Genomic DNA, 23155 nt, shown 5'->3' on the forward strand with positions numbered 1-23155 from the left:
GCATCGAACAATTGTGATATCAGAAGAAAAAAGCAAAGGTTAAGTTTATGTTGAAAGTGGCAATGTTGAGTACAGGCGAAGAGGTGCTTCACGGAGATATCGTGGATACCAATGCTTCATGGCTAGGTGAAATCCTGTATCAAAGTGGATTTCAGCTTTCGGCACGTTCTACGGTTGGCGACCAGCTTGACGTATTAAAAGACGAGATTTTGCGTTTAAGCAAGTCCTTCGATGTTGTAATTGTAAATGGTGGGCTAGGTCCGACTACCGATGACTTAACAGCGTCGGCAGCGGCGAAAGCATCAGGACAAAAACTCAGTTTGTTTCAAGAGTGGTTAACCGTTATGGAAGAGAAGTTTACTCGTCGTGGGCTCACTATGCCGGACAGTAATCTCAAACAGGCGATGCTCCCTGAAAAAGCCACCATTATCGATAACCCAATCGGGACGGCTTGCGGTTTTTCGATGACACTCAATAAAGCCAAGCTATATTTTACGCCGGGTGTACCGAGCGAATTTAAGCGCATGGTAGAGGAGCAAATTATTCCGATACTAAGCGAGACATACCGCGATATCCTACCGTCCGAATGCAGCAGACTTTATACTATTGGGCTCTCTGAGTCAGGTATATCGGATAAATTAGACCTGATAAAACTGCCCGATCAGTATGAACTGGGATACCGCTCTTATTTGCCTTTCATTGAAGTGAAGATATTTGGCCCTGCTGCAGACATGGAAAGGCGTTTGAAGCTCCTTCAAATTGTGTATGGGCACTTGAAAGACAATGTCGTGAGTGTGGATGAACCCATGATTGACAATGTAGCGGCTCTTTTGGTTGAAGGCGGTACGACGTTATCACTCGCAGAGCAGGCTAGCGGTGGTTTTCTGACGAGTTGGTTGCACGAAAGTGAGCCAATGGCAAAACAGCTAAAACAAAGCTGGGTGATGAATACAGAAATGGATAAAAATTTGGTTGAGCAAGATCCACTGGCCGCTTCTTTAGCCTTGGCGGCTGCAACCCGAGAAAACGGTAAAGCTACGTTTGGGTTATCTTGTGGGAAGTTGAAGGACAATGTGTTTGCGGTTGCTTTATCCACTGGAAATGGCGAGTGGGGGCAAGTGCTCGAGTTTGCGCGAAATTATGGAAAGCAGGATAAACGTAGCTTAATTGCCGCAGTTATGCTGGACATGTTAAGGCGTCATTTAGAGGAAAAAGCTGTCTTTGGACATTACAGCTCTCTGGTTAGAAAAAAAGAGCTTTATGTACCTAACTCTGCAGTGTAAAAGTTATAAGAGAATTCGTTGACTTTTAATTTGTCGTTATCTCTCAAAGAGTAAAGTCGAGTAAAAAACACCAAGTATGTTTCATTTTTTATGCAAGGTGTTTTTTGACCATTTTCTTTAATTTGAGGCTTGGGATCGGCTGAGAATTAGCTAATATAAGAAGGGTCAGAACAATTAAATGGCACACTGTTATCATCATTTATGATCTGGAGGGACCCATGATTACACAATCAATGATCAAAGTTTGGTACCGAGTATCCGGTGAAAAAGTGTTGTTAGGAGAAGCACATAGCGAACATGTCAGCGATTTAGTATCGACTTGGTTAGCAGCACCTATAGCGGACAACGATACCCCGAATGGTGGTTATCGAATGTCATTGTTTGACGACGATGGCAAATCAATAGGTGAGAAGGATATCTCGTTCAAGACGGCTGAATATTTACTCGGAAAATATGCAAATTTAAGCAGATCTGAATGTGTTTGAGATGCAGGAAATTAGCGGGTAACAAGGGTGATATTACGAGATATCAAGCGCTTTTGACCTTGAGCTGATAGTTTACTTTTTCTAATTCGACATCGGTTTTTGCCCTGCATATGCAGGGCAAAATTTCTTTTGGCTGTGTAAATGCCATCGCAAAACCAACGTATTCGACCTCTCCTGACTTCAATTCACAGCGGCACGCGCCACAATGACCATCTCGACAGTTGTACTCAGGTTCAAATCCCGCGCTCTCCATTTCCTCCAGCAACGTCTTTTCGCTGCTGGCGATAATAGGGCTAAGTTCGTTGATTTTAATTTTTTGCATTACAGCTCAAAATCTCCGAAATCTTCAGCATCGACTTCGTTATCGATTTGACCAACAAGGTAAGAGCTGATTTCCGCTTCTTGAGGCGCTACTTGTACGTTATCTGAAGATAACCAAGCATTGATCCATGGAATTGGGTTAGACGTTGCGTCTGGGTATGCGACACCTAAACCTACTGACTGCATACGAATGTTCGTGATGTACTCAACGTATTGGCACAGAATGTCTTTATTCAAACCGATCATAGAACCGTCTTTGAATAGGTACTCTGCCCACTCTTTTTCCTGCTCTGCAGCTTCTTTAAATAGGTCGAAACATTCTTGTTTACACTCTTCAGCGATTTGTAAGAACTCTAAATCATCTTGACCGTTACGAAGTAAGTTCAGCATGTGCTGAGTACCCGTTAAGTGCAGTGCTTCGTCACGAGCGATAAGCTTGATGATTTTAGCGTTACCTTCCATCAGTTCACGTTCTGCAAAAGCGAAGGAACATGCAAAGCTTACGTAAAATCGAATCGCCTCTAACGCATTAACAGACATCAGACAAACGTACAGCTTTTTCTTAAGCTCGGTTAGAGTGATATCTACAGTTTCTCCGTTGATGACGTGCTTACCTTCACCATAGCGGTGATAATCGTTTGTCAGTTCGATTAAATCATCATAGTAATGAGCAATGTCTTTCGCGCGCTTTAAGATGTGCTCGTTTTCTACGATGTCATCAAACACCAAACCTGGGTCATTCACGATATTACGAATGATGTGAGTGTATGAGCGAGAGTGAATGGTCTCAGAGAAAGACCAAGTCTCGATCCACGTTTCTACTTCAGGTAGAGATACAAGCGGAAGTAACGCAACATTTGGGCTACGACCTTGGATAGAATCAAGAAGTGTTTGGTACTTCAGATTACTGATGAAAATATGCTTTTCATGCTCCGGCAGTTTGTTGTAGTCGATACGATCGCTAGACACATCCACTTCTTCTGGACGCCAGAAAAAAGAAAGCTGTTTTTCAATCAGCTTTTCAAAAATTTCAAACTTCTGTTGATCGTAACGCGCTACGTTCACTGACTGACCAAAAAACATTGGTTCTTTTAGTTGGTCATTTTTCTTTTGAGAGAAAGTACTGTAAGCCATAAATGCCTCAAATCCATTAAAGCCTCTTTGAAATCAAAGAGGCTGTTTTAACTTTTACTCTGAGTCGATGCCCAAAGCTTTAAATCTTACAAGCGCCGCCTGCACAATCATCTTCTTGAGCCTTCGCTGCTTCTGATTGTTCATCACTCGCACCATCACGAGTGTTGTGGTAGTAAAGCGTCTTAAGACCGTACTTGTATGCGGTTAGCAAGTCTTGCATCAGAAGCTTCATCGGAACTTTGCCGTTTGGCTGAACACTTGGGTCATAGTTAGTGTTCGCAGAAATTGCTTGGTCCACAAATTTCTGCATAACGCCTACAAGCTGCAAATAGCCATTGTTTGACGGGATAGTCCAAAGCAATTCGTAGTTTTCTTTCAAATTGACGTAATCAGGTACAACTTGCTTCAAAATACCGTCTTTCGATGCTTTTACAGAAACGAAGCCACGTGGTGGTTCGATACCATTAGTCGCGTTAGAAATTTGCGAAGATGTTTCAGATGGCATTAGCGCCGATAACGTCGAGTTACGAAGACCATGTTCCACGATTTCTTTACGTAGCGTATCCCAATCGTAATGCAGTGGTTCGTCACATACCTTATCAAGGTCTTTCTTGTATGTGTCGATAGGCAACAAACCTTTCGCGTAGTTGGTCTCGTTGAACAGAGGACACGCGCCTTGCTCTTTTGCTAGGTTCATTGACGCTTTCAATAGGTAGTACTGAATCGCTTCAAATGTACGGTGTGTTAGACCATTTGCGCTGCCATCTGAATACTTCACGCCGTTTTTAGCAAGGTAGTAAGCATAGTTAATCACACCTACACCCAACGTACGACGATTCATGGTCGACTTACGAGCAGCCGGAAGTGGGTAGTCTTGATAATCTAGTAATGCATCAAGAGCACGAACAACCAAGTCAGACAGTTCTTCAAAATCATCAAGGCTTTCTATAGCGCCTAGGTTGAACGCAGAAAGCGTACATAGTGCAATTTCACCTTGGTCGTCTTCAACATTGTTCAGAGGCTTAGTAGGAAGCGCGATTTCCAAACAAAGGTTAGATTGACGAACCGGTGCTACAGCCGGATCAAACGGGCTGTGAGTATTACAGTGGTCTACGTTTTGAATGTAGATACGCCCAGTAGAAGCACGCTCTTGCAGAAGAAGAGAGAATAAATCGACTGCTTTCACTGTTTCACGTTTAATAGATTCGTCGGCTTCGTACTTTTCGTATAGACGATCGAACTCATCTTGGTTTTCAAAGAACGCATCGTATAGACCAGGGACGTCCGAAGGAGAGAACAGAGAAACGTTTCCGCCCTTAATCAAACGCGAGTACATCATTTTGTTGATCTGTACGCCGTAATCCATGTGACGTACACGGTTTTCTTCTACACCACGGTTGTTCTTTAATACCAGTAAAGATTGAACTTCGCGGTGCCACAGTGGGTAGAATACTGTGGCTGCACCACCACGAACACCACCTTGAGAGCAGCATTTAACCGCTGTTTGGAAGTATTTGTAGAATGGGATACAGCCAGTATGGAAAGCTTCACCGTTGCGTATTTCAGAACCCAACGCACGAATACGACCAGCGTTAATACCGATACCTGCACGTTGAGAAACGTAACGCACGATCGCGCTAGAAGTCGCATTGATAGAATCGAGGCTGTCATCACACTCAATCAGCACACAAGAGCTGAACTGGCGAGTAGGCGTACGTACACCAGACATAATCGGTGTAGGTAGGGAAATCTTAAATGTTGAAGCCGCATCGTAGAAGCGTTTAATGTAATCAAGTCGCGTATCTTTCGGGTACTTCGCAAACAAACATGCTGCAACCAGTATGTAAAGGAACTGCGCGCTCTCGTAGATTTCTTTGGTTACGCGGTTCTGAACGAAGTATTTACCTTCAAGTTGCTTCACGGCTGCGTATGAGAAATTCATATCGCGGCTATGGTCAATGAAGCTGTTCAATTCTTCAAACTCAGATTGCGTGTAATCTTCGATTAGGTGCTTATCGTACTTGCCAGCATCAACCAACTCGGAAACGTGTTTATAAAGTGTTGGTGGCTCAAACTGTCCGTACGCTTTTTTACGCAAATGGAATACAGCGAGTCGAGCAGCTAGATATTGATAATCTGGAGACTCTTCAGAGATTAAGTCAGCAGCAGATTTGATAATGGTTTCATGTATGTCCGACGTTGTAATACCGTCGTAAAATTGAATGTGTGACTTTAATTCAACTTGAGAAACGGAAACATTGTCTAGTCCTTCTGCAGCCCATGCGATAACGCGATGGATCTTCTCCAAATCAATGTTTTCTTTGCGACCGTCCCTTTTTGTCACAGTTAGTTGTTGGTTCATTCTGGTAGATTTCCCTGACGAAACTGCTAAAAGCCGTATTTCTTTGGTAGTTCTTGTAAAAATGTAGTCGGCTTTGTGATCTATATCCACTACATATTGTGCGTCAAAACACTATATGTGGTGTTGTTCGGTTGAACGAGTTACAAGATAGTGCGCGGTGACCGATTTTTCAAGTTGGATAAGTTGAAAGACTTGTGGATAAGTTGGGGGGAGAAAAAAAATCGTAAGTAGGCACTAACCTATCATTTTAGGCGGAGATTACCTGTAAAAAAGATCCAATTCCAGAGTGTTTTAATTATGAGCAGAGGAAAAAATATTTTTCTTGATCTTTAGGAAAAAATCGACCCTAAAATTAAGCTGTACAAAGGTCACACAAGTCGTTGTCATATTGTGCGAAAAGGCGATGAATCTCTACTTTTGACAAAATTTTAACTTTCTTGTTTGGTGTCTCATTTTTTCAGAAATTGAATGAAAACTATATCTGAAACTCAAATTTTTAGAGCGCAGTAAAATACGTTGCTTATAAAACAAATTAGGATGATTTAGGCGTATAAAAAAACTCAGTAGATTAAAGAAAATTTGAATAACTTAAAGGTCTACAATGCGGATCTCTGTTGGCAGAAGAGATGGCTAAAGAAGTCGCTGTATAGCGAAGTAGAGGAAGTCAGAGATATAGAATCTAAGTAAGGAAAAGACAGTTTCAAAAATGGTTGCCTGCACCAGTTGGAACAGGCAGTGTTGATACTAACTAAGGCGTGCTGTGTGAACGATATAGTTTACGTCGACATTGCTGCCGAGAGAGTAAGTATCGGTCAGCGGGTTGTAATGTAATCCGGTTATCGACTGTTCAAACAAGTCAGTTTTATCGATCATTTTTAGAAGTTCTGCTGGGCGGATAAACTTCTCATGATCGTGCGTACCTTTAGGCACGAGTTTCAAAAGGTGCTCTGCGCCAACAATTGCAAATAAGTAAGATTTGAAATTGCGGTTTAAAGTGGAGAAAAAGACCTTACCCTCAGGCTTCACCAGTTTAGCACAGGACTGAATAACAGAAAGTGGATCGGGGACGTGTTCCAGCATCTCCATACAAGTTACTACGTCATACCTTTCTGGATGTTCTGCCGCATGATCTTCTACAGTGCTTTGAACATATTCCAGTTTTGTACCCGTTTCCAATGCATGGAGTCGAGCCACTTCGAGTGGTTCTTTACCCATATCCAAACCTGTGACTTCAGCACCTTCTTTCGCCATACTTTCGGCAAGTATGCCTCCGCCACAACCCACATCGAGTACTTTTTTTCCGAATAGACCCTGGCAATTATCCTGAACGTAATTCAGTCTTAATGGGTTGATCTGGTGGAGAGGTTTAAATTCGCCTTCTAAATCCCACCATCTGGAAGCCATATCTTCAAACTTTTTGATTTCCGCAGGATCGACATTTTGTTGTTTGGTCATAACAATCATACTCAGGATTAGGATTGAAGCATTATAGCGACTGAAAAGCAGGAGAACACCTGAATTCCAATTTTGTGAAATTAGGCATCACAATATGGCTATAATTCATACAGATAAAGTTTTTCTGTACGATTTCTCAACGATTGAATCACAACCAAGGTCACAACCTGATAAAACGAAGGGGAAAGAGATGCCGAACGGGGTATTTGTGTGTTATATTTTTGAACCTTGTACGTATCTAACATACGATCAAACTATAGAGGGATAATGGCTCTATGAGCGATCTAGCTAAAGAGATCACGCCCGTAAACATTGAAGATGAGCTCAGAGGTTCATACCTAGACTACGCGATGTCAGTTATCGTGGGTCGTGCTCTTCCAGATGTGCGTGATGGCCTAAAACCAGTACACCGCCGCGTTTTATTCGCGATGAATGTACTAGGCAATGATTGGAATAAACCATATAAAAAATCTGCCCGTGTGGTAGGTGATGTCATCGGTAAATATCACCCTCATGGTGATAGTGCAGTTTACGATACGATTGTGCGTATGGCGCAGCCGTTTTCACTTCGCTATATGCTCGTCGATGGTCAAGGTAACTTTGGCTCGATAGATGGCGACTCTGCAGCGGCAATGCGTTATACCGAAGTTCGTATGGCGAAAATTGCCCATGAACTGCTTGCTGACCTCGACAAAGAGACAGTGGATTACGTACCAAACTACGACGGTACAGAGCAGATCCCTGCAGTACTTCCTACAAAGATTCCTAACTTGCTGGTAAACGGTGCCTCTGGTATCGCAGTAGGTATGGCAACGAATATTCCTCCTCACAACTTAACCGAAGTGATCGATGGATGCTTGGCATTCATTAATAATGAAGAAATCACAATCGATGAGTTGATGGATTACATTCCAGGACCAGACTTTCCTACGGCAGCATTGATTAGCGGTCGTAAAGGCATTGTTGACGCTTACAAGACCGGTCGTGGCAAGATCTACATGCGATCAAAAGCAGAGGTCGAAGCAGACAAAAATGGTAAAGAGACCATTATTGTCACTGAAATTCCATATCAGGTGAACAAAGCGCGTCTTATCGAAAAGATCGCTGAGTTAGTAAAAGATAAGAAAGTTGAAGGCATCAGTGCACTACGTGATGAGTCCGATAAAGACGGTATGCGTATTGTTATTGAATGTAAGCGTGACGCGGTAGGCGAAGTGGTTCTTAACAACCTTTACGCTCAAACTCAGTTGCAAACAACTTTCGGTATCAACATGGTTGCGCTGAACAACGGTCAGCCACAGTTGTTCAATCTGAAAGACATGCTTAAGTGCTTTGTCGATCACCGCCGTGAGGTTGTGACTCGTCGTACTATTTTTGAATTGCGTAAAGCTCGCGATCGTGCGCACATCCTTGAAGCACTTGCTCTAGCGTTGGCTAATATCGATGAAATCATCGAGCTTATCCGAAATGCGGCTACACCAGCAGAAGCGAAAGCAGGTCTTGTTGCTCGAGGTTGGGATTTGGGTAACGTTGCTGCCATGCTTGAAAGTACGGGTAATGATGCAGCTCGTCCAGATTGGCTTGAGCCTGAATACGGTATTCGTGATGGTCAGTACTTCTTAACTGAAACGCAAGCGCAAGCGATTCTAGATCTTCGTTTACATAAGTTGACAGGTCTTGAGCACGAGAAAATTCTAGACGAGTACAAAGAGCTTCTAGAAGAAATCGCAGAATTGATGCACATCCTTGCGAGCACAGAGCGCTTGATGGAAGTGATCCGCGAAGAGCTTGAAGCCGTGCGTGAAGGCTTTGGTGATCAGCGTCGTACAGAAATTACTGCGGCTGTCCATGATATCGATATGGAAGAGCTTATCGCCCAAGAAGACGTAGTCGTTACTCTGTCTCACGAAGGCTATGTTAAGTACCAAATTCTAAGCGATTACGAAGCGCAGCGCCGTGGTGGTAAAGGTAAGAGTGCAACTAAGATGAAAGATGAAGATTACATCGAACGTCTATTGGTTGCGAATACGCACGATAATATCTTGTGCTTCTCTACTCGTGGTAAGACATATCGCCTGAAAGTTTATCAATTACCTCAAGCGAGCCGAAATGCGCGTGGTAAACCAATTGTAAACATTCTTCCTCTTGAGGATGGCGAGCGTATTACCGCGATCTTACCGGTATCTGAATACTCTGCAGATAAGTATATCTTTATGGCAACGGGTGACGGAACGGTTAAGAAGACGTCTCTAGACCAGTTTGCCAATGTACGTTCTAACGGTCTCATTGCTGTTAACCTACGTGACGATGACTCGTTGATTGGTGTAGACATTACTGACGGCGAAAGCGACATTATGTTGTTCTCCCAGCAAGGTAAAGTTGTACGCTTTGAAGAAGGTAAAGTACGTGCAATGGGTCGAACTGCTGCGGGTGTTCGCGGTATGAAGCTGGCTGAAGGCGACCAAGTGGTCTCGTTGATTGTTCCTTCAAATGAAGGTGACATTCTAACAGTCACGCAAAATGGTTACGGTAAACGTACACCTCTTGCTGAGTACCCTACGAAAGGTCGTGCGACTCAAGGTGTTGTTTCTATCAAAGTTTCAGACCGTAACGGCTGTGTAGTCGGTGCCGTACAAACGGAAGAAAACGACGAGTTTATGATGATTACCGACGCCGGTACTCTTGTTCGTACTCGCGTATCTGAAGTAAGCCAGGTAGGTCGTAATACTCAGGGTGTAACCCTAATTAGAACGGCTGAAGACGAAAACGTTGTTGGTTTGCAACGTATCGAAGAAATCGAAGAGTCTGACGTACCTGAAGGCGAAGAGACAGAAGCGACAGCTGAAAGTAATGCTGAGCAGCCTGAATCAGCTTCAGAGCAAGATGCACCAGAACAAAAAGATTCTGAAGAGTAATCTCAGTATCCAATAAGTTGAAAGCCATCAGCATTACGCTGATGGCTTTTTTGTATATCTAAGTATTTAGGTTATTTGGATTTAGGTTATTGGGATATAAAAATGCCTAAGTGAACTAACCATTGATGTTATTTTCACTTAGGCATTTTTTTACTGCACATTACTCTATTTTATTTTATTTTATTTATTTTTCCTAATATTGCAGTCGACTTTTCATATAATTTTTAATACAAGAAGGCATAACAATGTATTATGTCTATGCCTTTCTTAAAAAATCTTGATTAGCACATTGAAGGGGCAGAAAATTTCAAGTCTTCCAAAACTCGGGTATAGTCCGTGATGTTAAATTTACTACAAGCTTCGTTGTTATCGATATTTAAATATGGCTGCGTACTCAGAGAAGAGACCAACATATAGTAATAGTCGATATTCATATCATTACAACCTGGCACCTTTTTAAGAGCGGAATACAAAGTTTGTTTGGTGACATGATTAAAGCGCGATTCCTCTAATTTCTTCCTAGATTCAAAGTCTTGGCTTAATCCTCCGCGCGTAAGAAGAATAGGGATATTAGGGTGGTTTTGCCAAAACTGTACATACTTTACAATAATTTCTGATAGCTGAACTTGGCTCCTTGATTTGAAAGAAGAAAACTCTTTCGCAAGCCTAGGAGTATGCTCTTCAATTAATTGATCAAATAACTGTTCTTTATTCTTAAAATAATAAACAACTAGCGCAGGACTCACGCCGGCTTTTTGCGCAATTAATCTAAATGTCACTCTTTTAAATGCATGGGTGAAAAATAACTCTTCAGCTGCTTTTAATATCGCTTCTCTATTTTCATTCATTGGCATAATTAATACCGCTCCCCCTTATTGATATGATTGATTCTATTGAGGATGCGAGTGATGTCAATTTACCCTATGCACAGGAATACCTATAAAATACGTTTCAAAATATATATGTATGGAAATATATTGATTTGTGACTAATTGTTAACAAAAAATAGTAATGAAATTCAGTGAGATATAGTTGGAAGGAAATATTTGTAAGTTTTGTAAGGTGATTAATGATATTTGTAATGGTATGTAGAATGAAGGGCAATTTGGCGAAATCCTACAAATTGCCCAACAATTCACTAAGGTTTGAGCAACACTTTCACACTACTGTCAACTTGGGTTTCGTCAATGTAACCGATGATGTTGTTGCCTGTTTGAACCGTATTTTTTACCAGATCAGCATTAGGTAGAGCTTTTGGTGGTTGCCCTTTACCTGTAAACACACGCTTTGCCCAATAAGCTTGCAACTGCGCTTCTGTTTTCCCAGTGACTTTTTGGTGGAATTCCTCTTTGAGCGCGTCGCCATCAGCGAGATCCACAACGTCAATATTGAGAGATTTTGCTTTGCCAAGGTAGAGTTTCTTGACGGTTGCAGCACTAAGGGCGTCCATTGAAGGGTTACCAACAACAACTACTGCGGCATTTGCGCTTGTACTCAGAGCCAATGCCGCTACAACGATTAATTTGTTCAACATATTTCTTCCTTAAAATACAACGTCAACTTTTAGCGTATAGAGTAGGTTAGTTTTATCTTGGCTTTCCGAGTTTAACCCGCCAAATGTGTCACCAAAATCGGTCATGTAACTGACATCTCCCTTTAGCGCCACGTTGGTCATAACATCCCAGCGAGCACCAATGCTGTAGGTAGTGCGTTGGATGTTTTGAGTCGATTGGATTGCCTTTGCGGAACCTTCAACACTTCCAGCGGCTTTTGCTGCAGCTGCTTTTTGTTGCGCTTGAGCCATAAGGATTGCTGCCCTACCGGGATTGATTGCCATCATCGCTTTGGCTTGAGTGAATAGTGTTTCAGCTTGAGCAGCAAGGTTAGCAGTGCTTCCTTTTACCGACGCGTAATGCTTGTTTCTTACATCGTTATCTTTTGTACGCATATGCGAAACAGTGAAATACGGTGTTACTTCGTTAAGGCGGTATGCCGCGGTTAGGTAGGCTGAATCTACATCTGTGTAAAAACCTTCCACTTCTGTGCGAGTCAGTTCAGAGGACAACATTAGGCTGCCGTTGTCGTATCGGGCACCTAAGCCGTAAAACTTAGCAGCATCGTTATCAAAGGTGGTGTTTGCGATGACGCCACCAAGTGGTTTCAGTGCTGCACTAGTGCTGTTCCAATCAACGTCAGAAGAAACTTTTGCTTGGCCATATACAGCACGCAACGTCCACGTATCATCAGTCCAGTTAACCACACCACCCAAGATTTCATTGAATTCCGTTGGCGCATTATAAGAGTGCTTGTTCGCAGTTAGCTTTTGCGAACCCGCAAAGCCTTGGAACGAAAGGGTACTATCTTCTAACTCGATATCGTAAATGAAGTCTCCACCCGTCAGCGACGTGACAACGACAGGACCGTAAACTTCGGTAGGAACACGAACACCAACTTGCGCATAACCCACTTCTAGATAGTCGGAGTACATAAATAGAGGTAGGCGAAGTTTACCGCCTCGAACCTTCAGGTTTGGCGTAAATTGATGGCTAACAAACGCCCACTCAATATCAGGGCTCCAACTCTCTTTCTTGGTTCCACGCGCAACCAGCTGTACTGTCGCTGATGTTGAGTCATTGATTGCAAACTTACTTTGAAGACCGATTAGGGAGCCTTCGTCAAACTTGATTTTGTCTGTCGAGTAGGCGAAGCCATGATTGTTGTTTGCAACCTGCATATTGACTGAGGCAAAGCCATTGAAGCTAATTTTGTCAGCGATTGAAGACGACTTTTGTGCTTCCAATAGCTTAACTTGATGCTCTAGTGCTTCAATACGTTTTTCTGAATTAGCGTCTGCAGCTTGAGCTGAAAACGTGGCAGCGCAAATCACCGCTAATGGTAGCAGGCGAAAAGTTTTGTTCGTCATTTTTATTCTCCGAAAGGGATTAGACTTTAAATTGAGAGGTGGATTGGCTCAGTTGAGCGACAATGTTACTTAGCTCGTGACTGAGAGATTCGAGTTCGCTAGTGGAATGCGAGACTTGTTGAGAACAATCAGTAAAGTCATCCAGCCGTTGTTGGATCTGATTGGAAGTTTGATGCTGCAATTCAGTCGCCTGAGCAATTTGCTTATTCACTTGAGTGATACTTGCAACCTGCGTGGTGATTTCAGACAGACTTTGCCCAGCTTCTCGCGCGTTGTGTACACCGAGCGACGAGCTCTCTAAGCCCTGAGACATCGCTTCAACTGCGCCATGAGCTTCGTTTTGCAGCTCTACAAGAAGGGCATTTATTTCTGTTGCTGAGCTTTGCGTATTGCTGGCAAGCACTCTAACCTCATCAGCTACAACAGCAAACCCACGGCCGTGCTCACCCGCTCGGGCAGCTTCGATAGCGGCATTGAGTGCCAGCAGGTTTGTTTGCTCCGCAACATTTTGAATGGTGCTCAAGATAGAACCCACGTTATTTGTATTCGATTCAAGTTCAGCTAGTTTGGCAGCGGTAGTTCGAATTTTTTCTGCGAGTAACTCTATTTGATTGGAAGTCTTGGTCACGACTTCTGCCCCTTGCTCTGCTTTTTGATTGGCAGATTGAGCTTGTCGATCGGCTTGTGAGGCGAAATCAACCACATGCTTGATAGAGCCCAGCATTTCGCCAATAGAGCGGGTAACATCTTCAATTTGTATTTGTTGCTGGTTATTTAAAGCCAGCGTGTTCTGAGCGCTGTATTCCATGCGAGTAGAGACTTTTTCAAGCATGTTGCTACTGTTAAGTGTACTTTTTATGATGACTTGTAGCTTCTCGATGAACTGATTGACTCGACTAACCAATAGTGAGATTTCATCTTTACCGTTGTATTCAATGCGCGCAGTTAGGTCGCCATCTCCACTGGCAATCTCTTTCATCTTTTGTGTCACTAAAGAAATCGACTTTGTAATGGAATGTTGAATGGCAAATGAAGTGACACCAAGGGAAACAATAAGGATACCACCCAATAGTATGGAAACAGACGAAGCTTGGTTCGCTTCCGCTTCAGACGTTTGAATGGTCTCTACAACTTGCTTTCGTATGTTTTCTCGAAGCTGATCGGAGATAGAGTGCAGCGCTTTAAGTTGTTTATCGATGAGCGTAGCGCGGTGGCTCAACTCGTCGAAAGTGCTATTCAGCTCAATAAAATCTAGGCTGAGCTGTTTTGCTTGCTGAGAGTATGTTTGTAGAGAAGAAGCGAAGTTCTCAAAGTTTTGGGCATACTCAGGCAGTACACGTGCCCCTTTTTGTGCATCGTTGAGTAGCGTTTGGGTGAGTTCATCTGCTGTGATCAGTGCGGATTCATCTTCCATTACAACAGCGGCATCAAATTGCTGTTTTAAGCTCGGAAGCAAAGAGTTCAGTTTTACTGCCCGCTCTAGTGCAGGGTAGTATCGACTTTCTAAGGCATTAAGGCGCTCACTGCTTTCTTTATGGATACTGACATTCATGAAAATGATGGTCAGCAAACTTGCAGATACAATAAGCAGCAACAAGATAAATTGATAGCGGATTGAAATGTAGCGGGACAGTAGCATGACTTCGACTTATATTCGCTGATCACATCGGACCATTTATGAGTTCTGATCATTTTATCGCGCTAGGCGAGTTCTATTGAGTTGTTACATTAAACAATCATCTATCATTGTTTAGATTTTGAATATTATCCTCTTAAACTACAATAATTCCTCGATGATAATTCTTTTTTTCCAGTTTTTATGCCATTCATTTAGATGAGATACTGGCATTGGTCTAGCAATAAAATACCCCTGTGCCAACCCATTTTCCCCTGATAGCCCTTGTAAACATGACCAAAGTGCTTTGTCTTCGATTCCTTCAGCGACCGTATTGAAATTGAGTCGTTCAGCAAGGAAGAGGCTTGCTTCTACAATCGCTCTCGAAACGTTGCTGTTATTCACATTTTTAACAAAGTTGACATCGAGCTTTAGCTCTGAAAAGGGCAACTCCTCTAATAGTTTGAGAGAGGAGTATCCTGTGCCAAAATCGTCAATTGCTAGTGCTACCCCTTTCATGCAGATTCGAGTGGCAGACGCGAGTGCTTTACCGAGGTTTTGTATAATGTCGGACTCTGTGAGCTCAAGGCGAATGGAAGAAGCTGACAAGGTTCTGTCGTCAATTAGTGTGAACAAATGCTGGGTAAACTCGTCATTCATCAACTCATTCGCAGTGATGTTAAATGCAAACCGCCGAAATTCAGTATTGGGTAAATCCTGAATGGCTTGGTTTAAGGTTTGTAATGCGATGGGATGCAACAACCCGAGCTCTTGTACTTTATCTAGGAAGAAGTAGGGAGTGAGCACACCATATTCTGGATGGTTCCATCTAATGAGTGTCTCACTTTCTAGCCATTCTCCGGTCTTGAAGCTAACAAGTGGTTGGTAGTAAAGCTCGAATTCATTATTTGCGATTCCTTTAAGGACCGATTTTTCAGTCACAGAGATTGAAATAGGCTCTGAAGGTTTTTGTGATGAGTCTTGACCTGAAGTATGGAGCAGTAGAGAAAGCTTTTCAGATGTAACGGGTTTCTCCATTAATCCAATGAGTTTTAAGCCATACTGTTGGCACATTTTTTCAGCAGAATTGATCACGATTTCATTCTGAGCACTGGAAATGATTATTTCACCTTGATAACTCTCTTCTCCGAGCTTTTGAAGCAATTCTATGCCGTCCATTGTTGGCATGTTCAAATCGCAAATTAGTAAATTAGGATGATGTTTTGCGATGTAATCGAGAGCTTCGGTACCGCAAGACACTGAAGAGATATGGTTCAACCCAGCCTTTTCCAGTTGTAAATGCAAGAATTTTCTCTGGAAATCATGGTCTTCAATTATTAGTACGTGTCTATTCATTACGACTCCGGAAGCTATGCGAGCTGAATACTTTGTGTTTCTATTGAGCGCTTTTCTGTTGCGCACATAACGACTGATCTTTTAAAAAAGCATAAGACCTTTTTACTTATAAGGTTAATTCGATTATGAACTTTATTGAGTTCGGTATCATTTGGGGATTGCTCTAATACATCAAGAAGAAACAAGTTTGCTAATGACGAATGTTCAAATAACGGTGAGCTAATTAAAGTATTTATCGGATGACTGGTATTACTACCGGATTTACTCTCACACCAAGCGGTAAACAACATTTCATAAGTACTGGAAAACCGATTGTTTGTTGGTAGTGGAATCGAATTCCATGTTGCTTTGGGTTTACTCCAATCATTTTTTGCTAGTTGGGCACACAGCAAGAGTTTGTGTTCTTCATCGAGCCATAAGTTTTTCCCAAGTCGCTGTTTTAGCCGGTGCAGCATGTTGTCACAAAGAAGGTTAGGCATAATCAATGAGGTCCACAAAAGGCTGGATATCGCTGATGGGTCACAGTTCCTTCCACTCAATATAGAATTAGTCAGCTCTTTGCTGACTTTTATCTCTCCTTTTGCCATCGACAATGCGAGCTTGAAAGGGTAGTAGTCAGTGGGGCGGTAATCCGCCCGTTGAACAAGTGAGTGCAATATCGATTCAGACTGTGAAATCTCTCCTTTTTGTAATAGCAGGAAAGCATAGATAAGCCCGATCTTTGTTGTCGGGTGTGACTTGAAAAATGCCTTAAGAACGATCAGACGATGTTCAAGTGGTACCACGCTAAAGTGAGAAAACTGCTCAATGACATGGATTGCCTTTTTGGAGGATGACGTGGACTTTAGCGCAGTCATAAATCCATTAAGCCCAGCCTGTTGGTAGGCATGAATAGCATTCCTACTCAACTTTTGTAGGTTGAGATTGGATTGGATACTTGTCGAGAGTGTATCCATTCTCAATGGTTTTATGATGTAGGCATTGGGGTTGTATGATGAAAACCTTTGCACAACATTCACCGAGTTATCTGCTGTCGCAACAATCACAATGGTATCGTGAGATCGAAGCTCCTGTAGATGTAAGGCTTGCAAAAACTCTAATCCGCTAGCGCCGTTGCCTAGGTTCTGATCGATGATGATGACATCGAAAATATGGGTTTTACATAATGAGAGTGCACGGTTAGCACTGGAACACATGAAAATGTTTTCTGCCAAAAATCCGATCTTTAGAATCATAATCCGCGACGTATTTCGAATTAATTCGCAATCGTCGACAACGAGAATCTTTTTATTTTGAATGGTATTCATGGGTGCTTTTATGTGTACTCAAATTGGTTAAGAGCATTTGTAATGGCGATAACTTCTGTCTGCAGCATGTCGTATTTTTGGCTTTCTTCATGTGTGGCGGCATGTTCGTAATCAGCTAACACATCGGATAGTGCATGGCACTCCAGCATTCTTGCGGCACCTTTCATTCTATGGGTCACATGCTTTATTTCGTTGTGATTGTCGTTTTCCATTGCAGCGCTGAGTTCTAATAGATCTTTGTTTTGACTGTCGATGAATTCTTTAACGATTTGCATGGCAACATCCATATCACCAAATATGTCGCACACTTTCGTAATATCGATAAGAGGAGCTGTAACCTGCGTTTCTTTTTCGGGTGTTGCTGTGCTCGGTAACGTGTCACTTGAGACTGTCTCTTCATCAGAGAAATCTAGAAATCCAAAGTCCAACTCGGTGTTTTCGAAACCCTCTTGCGAGGCTTCTAGAGGGGAGGGTTCAGCAGGAAGCAAGCGAGTTATAGCCTCATCCATAATGGGCATTTTGGTCGGCTTAGAGAGGAAATCGTCCATCCCAAGATCAAGGCACTTTTCACGCTCTCCCTGAATAGCGTTCGCCGTGAGAGCGATAATAGGTGTCCGTTTTTTCTGTGTTTGGGACTCCAATTGTCTAACCGCACTAGTGAGGGCGTACCCATCCATTTCAGGCATATGGCAATCTGTGATGATAAGACCGTAGCTGTGTTGTTGAAATGCGTTAAATGCTTCTTTGCCATCAACAAAAATATCCGCGTGATACCCCAGTTGCTTGAGCTGGCTAGCAATGACTTGACGATTTATCGGGTGATCTTCTGCTACGAGTATCAACCTATTTGAATCAACTGCTTCTTCTCGGGTTTGCTTGGAGGTGCAGCTAAGAACATCGTGGACCACTTCATTTACTTCGTTGCGAACAGGCTGAGAGTCGATGCAATGTTTGAGTTGTGATGGAATGACCGGGTTTGAAGACAGTAGCCAGTGGTCGTCTTTTGGGGTCGGTGAAAGCATGCCTTTCTCAGACAGCACCAAGCATTGAACAGAGTCATGGTTTGAAGTCCACCAATCAGCAGTCAGATCTAGGCGAGCATAATCCATTTCAGAAATGAATAGGAAGTCACACTGATGCTTACTGATTAAGAAATCCAATTTTTCTTTGCTTTCCGTTTCTCCAAATTTGGTTGATATCCCCCAATCTTCTAAGTACGCACATAGCACCTTTGATTGAAAGAAATCATTAATAATGAGCCCTTGTAGCGGGGCTTTATCCAAGTGCTCGGCTGCTTGAATGACTTCGACAGGCAGAATGATTTTGAATTGAGAGCCGCTGCCAATCTTGCTGCTTACTGCAATGTCGCCGCCCATTTGATTAATGAGTTGTTTGCTGATGGTTAACCCGAGCCCAGAGCCGCCAAATTTCCGTGTTGTGCCTTCATCAGCTTGAACAAATGGTTGAAACAAGCCCTTGAGATTTTCTTTTTCAATGCCTATTCCGCTGTCTGTCACTTTTATCATGATTGATTGCTGATGAGCCGTTTCTTCTACCAGGCTAACGGATAAGCTAACCGTTCCATGCTCGGTGAATTTTACAGCGTTATTGAGTAAGTTATTGAGGACTTGCCCCAAGCGAACTTCATCAATGCTTATGGTGTGAGCAAGTTCTGGATCGAGCCACAAACCAAATTTAAGCCCCTTGGCGTGAGCATGTCTCGCTTGAAGTTGCGTGATGCGGATGATTAATGTTTCGAATACACAGGGTTGAGGGCTTAACGTCAGTTTTCCAGCCTCAATCTTGGAAAAATCCAAAATGTCATTCACGATGTGCAATAAGTTATTAGCAGACTGCGAAAGGCTACCGTGAATTTTTTCAACTTCTTCAATAACAGGGTATTGTTCGCAAAGTTCCAATAAGCTCACAATCCCTCCGATTGGAGTCCGGATCTCATGGCTCATATTCGCTAAAAAACGAGATTTGGCTTCTGTAGCAGAAATGGCTTTTTGCCTTGCTTCTCGCAATTCCTTTTGTTGTTGCTTAAGTTCGGTTATATCGGTAAGAACGGTATTCCAAATGTAGCTGTCATCGGTTTCAGTAATCTTGCTTTGGATGTGGAGCCACTTCTCTTCATTATCGATAAGTAATCCGACATCCTGCGACATATAGCCTTCATTAATGGCTTGACGAACCTTGTGAATCAATTCCCGTTTGTCCTTTTGCCTCATTGGGCTAAAGAAGGTTCGAGGGGAGTTCATTAGTTGGTCTGGCTCAATACCAATCAACTCACAAATACCGGCACTTACAAATGTAAAATGGATGGAGTGAAGGTTGCTTTTACTTTGAGTGTGTTGGAGTACAGCACCAATAACATTGTCTGCGAGCTTTTGAACCCTTTGTTCGGCATCACGCGCTCGTTTTCTTGTTAGGTGCAGCTCGGTGATGTCATCGAGTATGGTTACCGTGCCATCAATCTGATGATCTGGGGTGACATAGGGGCATTTCCAGTAAGCGTAATATTTTTCGACGCCATCAATCACCACTTCATTTTCTAGCCTAGGAAGGGAATAGCCACTCAAAATCAAGTTATCTTCATCTTTGTTGTTAACAAGAGACTCGGTTAGGTAATTGAGATACTTGAGATCGCTCGCGGACTTATTGGTGCTCTGGATAATGCCGTTAGCGTCGCGAACAACGATAGGAAAGGGAATCGCATCTAACAGCGAACGCTCATAGTTGACACGTTTTTGCAGTTCTTCTTCTGCTCTCTTTCTATGGAAAACTTCTTTTTTGAGTTTCCAGTTCCACGCGATAAACAGCAAAATAATAAAGCCAGCAATCCCTGCAACGGTGAGAAACCCATAAACAACATCTTTACTGTTGATTCCAGTTTCGTAGTTCGCATTACGCCACTTTTTATGGATGTCTTGAATCCGTTGTGGAGGAATAGCGTTCAACGCTTTGTTGATGATGTTGATTAAAAGCTGCTGATCTTTCTCGACTGAGAGTGAAATGGGTACTTCCGCGTTTTTGTTCATCAGGCTAACAACTCGTAGCTGACCAGCGTACTTGGATTGAAGTTTGGGGGAGGCAATGAAGAGGGACATCATTGCTTTATCGACTTCTTTTTGATCAAGAGCTTCGAGAAGTTGGTCGCTACTGTCGTAAAGAACGACGTTACATGCGGCACAATAGTCTCGAATTTTGTCTATTCCCACAGTGTCCTTAACGGTGCCGATCTTAGCGTTATCCAAATCTGAAAAAATTAGGTCACTTTTGTAGTTCTCACTCCGACCAATGAGCACCCATGGCTCCCGCATATAAGGGTGGGAAAATAAATGATCGGCGTATTTGGCTTGCTCCGAAGAGCTTGCGGCGTGAATAAGGGGCAACGTGTTGGAATGATGATAATCGATGGGCTCGTTTTGAGAGAAATCGAGATTTAAGTATTCCAACTGCATTCCTGTGAGCCGAGATATCTCTTGCAAGATTTCCGCTGAGATACCCTGATGACCCACATTTGAATTAAAGAAATCGATGGGGGGCGTATTGCCTTTGGTGATGACTAACAATTGAGGGTTACTAGCTAACCATTTTTGCTCCGCTTCAGTGAGCGCAAGCGTGTCATTTTTAACCAGTAAGAAACGTTCTTGTGTTTCATCTAGCCATTCTTTTAGAACTTCGGAATAGCGAGTACTCCTTTTGAAGCTGGCAATGGCTTTATTGAAATCTTCGATCAGTTGGCTATTACCACTTCTCGCTGCCAGATAGTGGCTTTGAACAGGAAGATCATCGAACAGTGAAATTGACAAAAAGTCAGAGTAAGGACCAGATTGGAGCTGTTGATACAGCATGAGACCATCACCAACCGTTGCGTAGGATACTTCCATTGCCACATTGAAAATGGCATCAGAGACCGAGTCGGACCTAATTAATTTTGCATTTGGGTACAACCCTTTAAGAAAAGCTTCCCCACTCATGTAAGACAAAGTGTGAGTATTTAACTCATGGTGATACCCAATTTGTTCACGTGCTAAACCAATTTGTCTAGAAGAAATAATGGGGTTTGAATACGAAAGCGACGTGTCTTTGTAGTTTGTACCTTGTGTCGTAATTGCATCGATGTCTTTGTTAACAAGTGCTTGATGAAGTGCTTTTGGGGATGTGTACACTCTAAATTCTACGTTTCCAAGCATATAGAATTGGAATTCACGGATGATACTTGGCAAAAGACCGGTGACCTTACCATTCTGAACCAGCGAATATGGAGAGAGGTCATCACTGAGAAAACCAATGTGAAAGGTGTCGTTGTATTTGTCTTCATCTGTTAGCTCTGCCTGCAATGTAAAGCTTACTGCAAACAAACAAATCATCGATAGAACTTGGGTAATTGCTTTCATTTTTAAACTCAGTCATCGCAAGTTGTCAGATTTTAAGAAAAATGAAACAAGTTCGATATTTACCATGTTAAACAACGGGGTAGCTTTGTTTAGTAGTGAAAGAAAAGAATAAAAAAAGCGAGGGTGTTTGATGATTTTTTTAATGATACAAAGAAGAGAGGCTGGTTTTTAACAAAAAGCTCACTGAGAGTATGTCGAGTTGGCAGTGTTTCTAGGCGTTATCTTTGTTTGGTTCTTTATATTAATTAAAAAGCTCATAAAGTTTTGAGTTGTCTCATATTTTAGTAAATGGCTCATTGTGTCAAAATCGTTTTGTGACATTAAGCCAGAAAAACTGCTAAACGTTCCTTGTACTGTATAGCAAATGTTACTATCATTCTTATAAATTATTGTAGTTATATAGAAAAACGTTTCGCAATAAAGGTGATGTTTCGTGGAACCAACTATCTCCAGTTTACGGCAAATTTTTCAAAATAAGGTCCATTCCGCTTCTGGCGCGCAATCTTCCGTTTCCGGTTCTGCATCTACCTTATCTGTTTTAACAAAAGAAGAGCTCTCAGAGCTTGAAAACCTTTGGGTTCAGCTTATCCTTTGGCAGAAGAAGCAACATTAGGCGGTTTATTGTCGATCTAATGCCGCTTTAACCACCCAAAGCTGGTGGTTTTTTGTGAACAACCTATTCTAATTATCCTCTAAGCTCGCAGACATTGCGGGCTTTTTTCATTTTATTCGTATTTCATTTGATGGAAGTTTTGTGATTGGTGTTAATTGTTATAATATAGCAATTGTTAATCGGGGAGATAGGGAGTGATCGGTTGATTATCATATCTCGTATCCCCATCTAGTAGTCAGAATGCCTCTGTCATACAATATAGAGAGCGAATATAAGAGTGTGCAGAGCACATTCATCATAAATGGGAAGAGTTATGGCGGAAGTACGAGCCAGAGTAGAGTTGAAAGTTGGTTCTAAAAGTCACATCGACGCAGAATTATTGTCTTTTCACGGATTAGAAACAGATAAAGAACATGTCGCGATTATTTTCAAATCAGCCGATAAAGAGAGTGAAACACCGCTGGTTAGAATGCACTCCGAGTGTCTAACAGGTGATGTTTTTCACTCGTCACGTTGTGACTGTGGAGAACAGCTAGACGAAACCATTGAAAAAATGGGTGAGCTAGGCGGCATCATTCTTTATTTGCGTCAAGAAGGGCGTGGCATTGGCTTGTACAACAAAATTGATGCTTATCGTTTACAAAGTGAAGGTATGAACACGTATGAAGCAAACAATCATTTAGGTTTTGGTGATGATCTCAGAGATTTCACGGAAGCAGCCCAAATGCTTGATGCATTAGACGTTAAAAAGATTCGCCTGATCACCAATAATCCAAAGAAGATAAAAGAGCTGCAAGATCATCGAATCGAGATAGAAGAAGTGGTGAACACCCATGCTCATATCAAACATGGAAACGAGAGCTATTTGAAAGCAAAAGTCTCGCATGGTAAGCACTTACTGGATTTGTGATAGATCTATTATTTGTTTGAAATAAACCCCACAGATGTGGGGTTTTTTCGTTTTTGTCGCTTGAAATTAAAAT

At 42.3% G+C, this 23155-nt stretch carries 16 protein-coding genes; 5 read left to right on the top strand and 11 right to left on the bottom strand.

Translation table 11 applies throughout. The features are described from left to right. Positions 1-47: 47 nt before the first annotated feature. Both LDO37_RS07000 and LDO37_RS07005 read left to right on the top strand, forming a co-directional pair. Positions 48-1283: a CinA family nicotinamide mononucleotide deamidase-related protein gene (locus tag LDO37_RS07000; RefSeq protein ID WP_126610034.1), complete on the top strand. Its 1236-nt coding sequence runs from the start codon at positions 48-50 to the stop codon at positions 1281-1283. Between the two features lie 218 nt (positions 1284-1501). Continuing rightward, the gene (locus tag LDO37_RS07005) at positions 1502-1768 is read left to right on the top strand and encodes a 30S ribosomal protein S6 modification protein (protein WP_126610035.1); all 267 of its coding nucleotides are present in this window, start codon (positions 1502-1504) and stop codon (positions 1766-1768) included. 43 nt (positions 1769-1811) lie between these two features. On the opposite strand, the gene yfaE is transcribed toward LDO37_RS07005, so the two are convergent. From yfaE to ubiG, 4 genes are all read right to left on the bottom strand, one after another. Continuing rightward, positions 1812-2090 carry a class I ribonucleotide reductase maintenance protein YfaE gene (yfaE, locus tag LDO37_RS07010; RefSeq protein WP_126610036.1) on the bottom strand — a complete coding sequence of 93 codons (279 nt, stop codon included), beginning with the start codon at positions 2088-2090 and terminating at the stop codon, positions 1812-1814. Further along, positions 2090-3223, bottom strand: coding sequence for a class Ia ribonucleoside-diphosphate reductase subunit beta (nrdB, locus tag LDO37_RS07015; protein WP_126610037.1), 1134 nt, complete (start codon positions 3221-3223; stop codon positions 2090-2092). Before nrdB ends, yfaE begins: the two co-directional genes overlap by 1 nt. 79 nt (positions 3224-3302) lie before the next feature. Beyond that, positions 3303-5585 carry a class 1a ribonucleoside-diphosphate reductase subunit alpha gene (gene nrdA / locus LDO37_RS07020; protein WP_126610038.1) on the bottom strand — a complete coding sequence of 761 codons (2283 nt, stop codon included), beginning with the start codon at positions 5583-5585 and terminating at the stop codon, positions 3303-3305. A gap of 744 nt (positions 5586-6329) precedes the next feature. Continuing rightward, positions 6330-7040: a bifunctional 2-polyprenyl-6-hydroxyphenol methylase/3-demethylubiquinol 3-O-methyltransferase UbiG gene (ubiG, locus tag LDO37_RS07025; RefSeq protein WP_126608884.1), complete on the bottom strand. Its 711-nt coding sequence runs from the start codon at positions 7038-7040 to the stop codon at positions 6330-6332. Between the two features lie 275 nt (positions 7041-7315). Between ubiG and gyrA the strand changes: the two genes are divergently transcribed. After that, complete coding sequence (gene gyrA / locus LDO37_RS07030) at positions 7316-9955, top strand: DNA topoisomerase (ATP-hydrolyzing) subunit A (RefSeq protein ID WP_126608883.1); 2640 nt, start codon at positions 7316-7318, stop codon at positions 9953-9955. Positions 9956-10236: 281 nt separating this feature from the next. Here gyrA and LDO37_RS07035 read toward each other — a convergent pair whose 3' ends face one another. From LDO37_RS07035 to LDO37_RS07065, 7 genes are all read right to left on the bottom strand, one after another. Next, complete coding sequence (locus tag LDO37_RS07035; protein WP_224055379.1) at positions 10237-10809, bottom strand: TetR/AcrR family transcriptional regulator; 573 nt, start codon at positions 10807-10809, stop codon at positions 10237-10239. 284 nt (positions 10810-11093) lie between these two features. Then, on the bottom strand, positions 11094-11489 hold the full coding sequence (locus LDO37_RS07040) for a phosphate ABC transporter substrate-binding protein (RefSeq protein WP_126610219.1): 396 nt from the start codon (positions 11487-11489) through the stop codon (positions 11094-11096). 9 nt (positions 11490-11498) lie between these two features. Then, the gene (locus LDO37_RS07045; protein WP_126610220.1) at positions 11499-12878 is read right to left on the bottom strand and encodes a hypothetical protein; all 1380 of its coding nucleotides are present in this window, start codon (positions 12876-12878) and stop codon (positions 11499-11501) included. Between the two features lie 19 nt (positions 12879-12897). Then, entirely contained in the window at positions 12898-14517 is a 1620-nt protein-coding gene (locus LDO37_RS07050) for a methyl-accepting chemotaxis protein (RefSeq protein ID WP_126610221.1), read from the bottom strand. A 138-nt stretch (positions 14518-14655) separates the two neighbouring features. Beyond that, positions 14656-15849, bottom strand: coding sequence for an EAL domain-containing response regulator (locus LDO37_RS07055; RefSeq protein WP_126610222.1), 1194 nt, complete (start codon positions 15847-15849; stop codon positions 14656-14658). Between the two features lie 14 nt (positions 15850-15863). Beyond that, the gene (locus tag LDO37_RS07060) at positions 15864-17156 is read right to left on the bottom strand and encodes a response regulator (protein WP_126610223.1); all 1293 of its coding nucleotides are present in this window, start codon (positions 17154-17156) and stop codon (positions 15864-15866) included. Positions 17157-17164: 8 nt separating this feature from the next. Next, positions 17165-21559, bottom strand: a complete 4395-nt coding sequence (locus tag LDO37_RS07065) for an ATP-binding protein (RefSeq protein ID WP_126610224.1) — start codon at positions 21557-21559, stop codon at positions 17165-17167. Between the two features lie 433 nt (positions 21560-21992). On the opposite strand from LDO37_RS07065, the gene LDO37_RS07070 reads away from it, so the two are divergent. Both LDO37_RS07070 and LDO37_RS07075 read left to right on the top strand, forming a co-directional pair. Then, positions 21993-22172 carry a hypothetical protein gene (locus tag LDO37_RS07070; protein WP_101115543.1) on the top strand — a complete coding sequence of 60 codons (180 nt, stop codon included), beginning with the start codon at positions 21993-21995 and terminating at the stop codon, positions 22170-22172. Between the two features lie 313 nt (positions 22173-22485). Then, positions 22486-23082, top strand: a complete 597-nt coding sequence (locus tag LDO37_RS07075) for a GTP cyclohydrolase II (RefSeq protein WP_126606791.1) — start codon at positions 22486-22488, stop codon at positions 23080-23082. Positions 23083-23155 lie beyond the last annotated feature (73 nt).

It is taken from the genome of Vibrio penaeicida (genome assembly GCF_019977755.1).
In the GTDB taxonomy this organism is placed as follows: Bacteria; Pseudomonadota; Gammaproteobacteria; order Enterobacterales; family Vibrionaceae; genus Vibrio; species Vibrio penaeicida.

Coding starts and splice junctions, on each gene's coding strand:
- LDO37_RS07040 (WP_126610219.1), bottom strand. CDS start 11,489: ATGTTGAACAAATTAATCGTTGTAGCGGCATTGGCTCTGAGTACAAGC.
- yfaE (WP_126610036.1), bottom strand. CDS start 2,090: ATGCAAAAAATTAAAATCAACGAACTTAGCCCTATTATCGCCAGCAGC.
- LDO37_RS07045 (WP_126610220.1), bottom strand. CDS start 12,878: ATGACGAACAAAACTTTTCGCCTGCTACCATTAGCGGTGATTTGCGCT.
- LDO37_RS07005 (WP_126610035.1), top strand. CDS start 1,502: ATGATTACACAATCAATGATCAAAGTTTGGTACCGAGTATCCGGTGAA.
- nrdA (WP_126610038.1), bottom strand. CDS start 5,585: ATGAACCAACAACTAACTGTGACAAAAAGGGACGGTCGCAAAGAAAAC.
- LDO37_RS07050 (WP_126610221.1), bottom strand. CDS start 14,517: ATGCTACTGTCCCGCTACATTTCAATCCGCTATCAATTTATCTTGTTG.
- gyrA (WP_126608883.1), top strand. CDS start 7,316: ATGAGCGATCTAGCTAAAGAGATCACGCCCGTAAACATTGAAGATGAG.
- LDO37_RS07065 (WP_126610224.1), bottom strand. CDS start 21,559: ATGAAAGCAATTACCCAAGTTCTATCGATGATTTGTTTGTTTGCAGTA.
- LDO37_RS07060 (WP_126610223.1), bottom strand. CDS start 17,156: ATGAATACCATTCAAAATAAAAAGATTCTCGTTGTCGACGATTGCGAA.
- ubiG (WP_126608884.1), bottom strand. CDS start 7,040: ATGACCAAACAACAAAATGTCGATCCTGCGGAAATCAAAAAGTTTGAA.
- nrdB (WP_126610037.1), bottom strand. CDS start 3,223: ATGGCTTACAGTACTTTCTCTCAAAAGAAAAATGACCAACTAAAAGAA.
- LDO37_RS07000 (WP_126610034.1), top strand. CDS start 48: ATGTTGAAAGTGGCAATGTTGAGTACAGGCGAAGAGGTGCTTCACGGA.
- LDO37_RS07055 (WP_126610222.1), bottom strand. CDS start 15,849: ATGAATAGACACGTACTAATAATTGAAGACCATGATTTCCAGAGAAAA.
- LDO37_RS07035 (WP_224055379.1), bottom strand. CDS start 10,809: ATGCCAATGAATGAAAATAGAGAAGCGATATTAAAAGCAGCTGAAGAG.
- LDO37_RS07075 (WP_126606791.1), top strand. CDS start 22,486: ATGGCGGAAGTACGAGCCAGAGTAGAGTTGAAAGTTGGTTCTAAAAGT.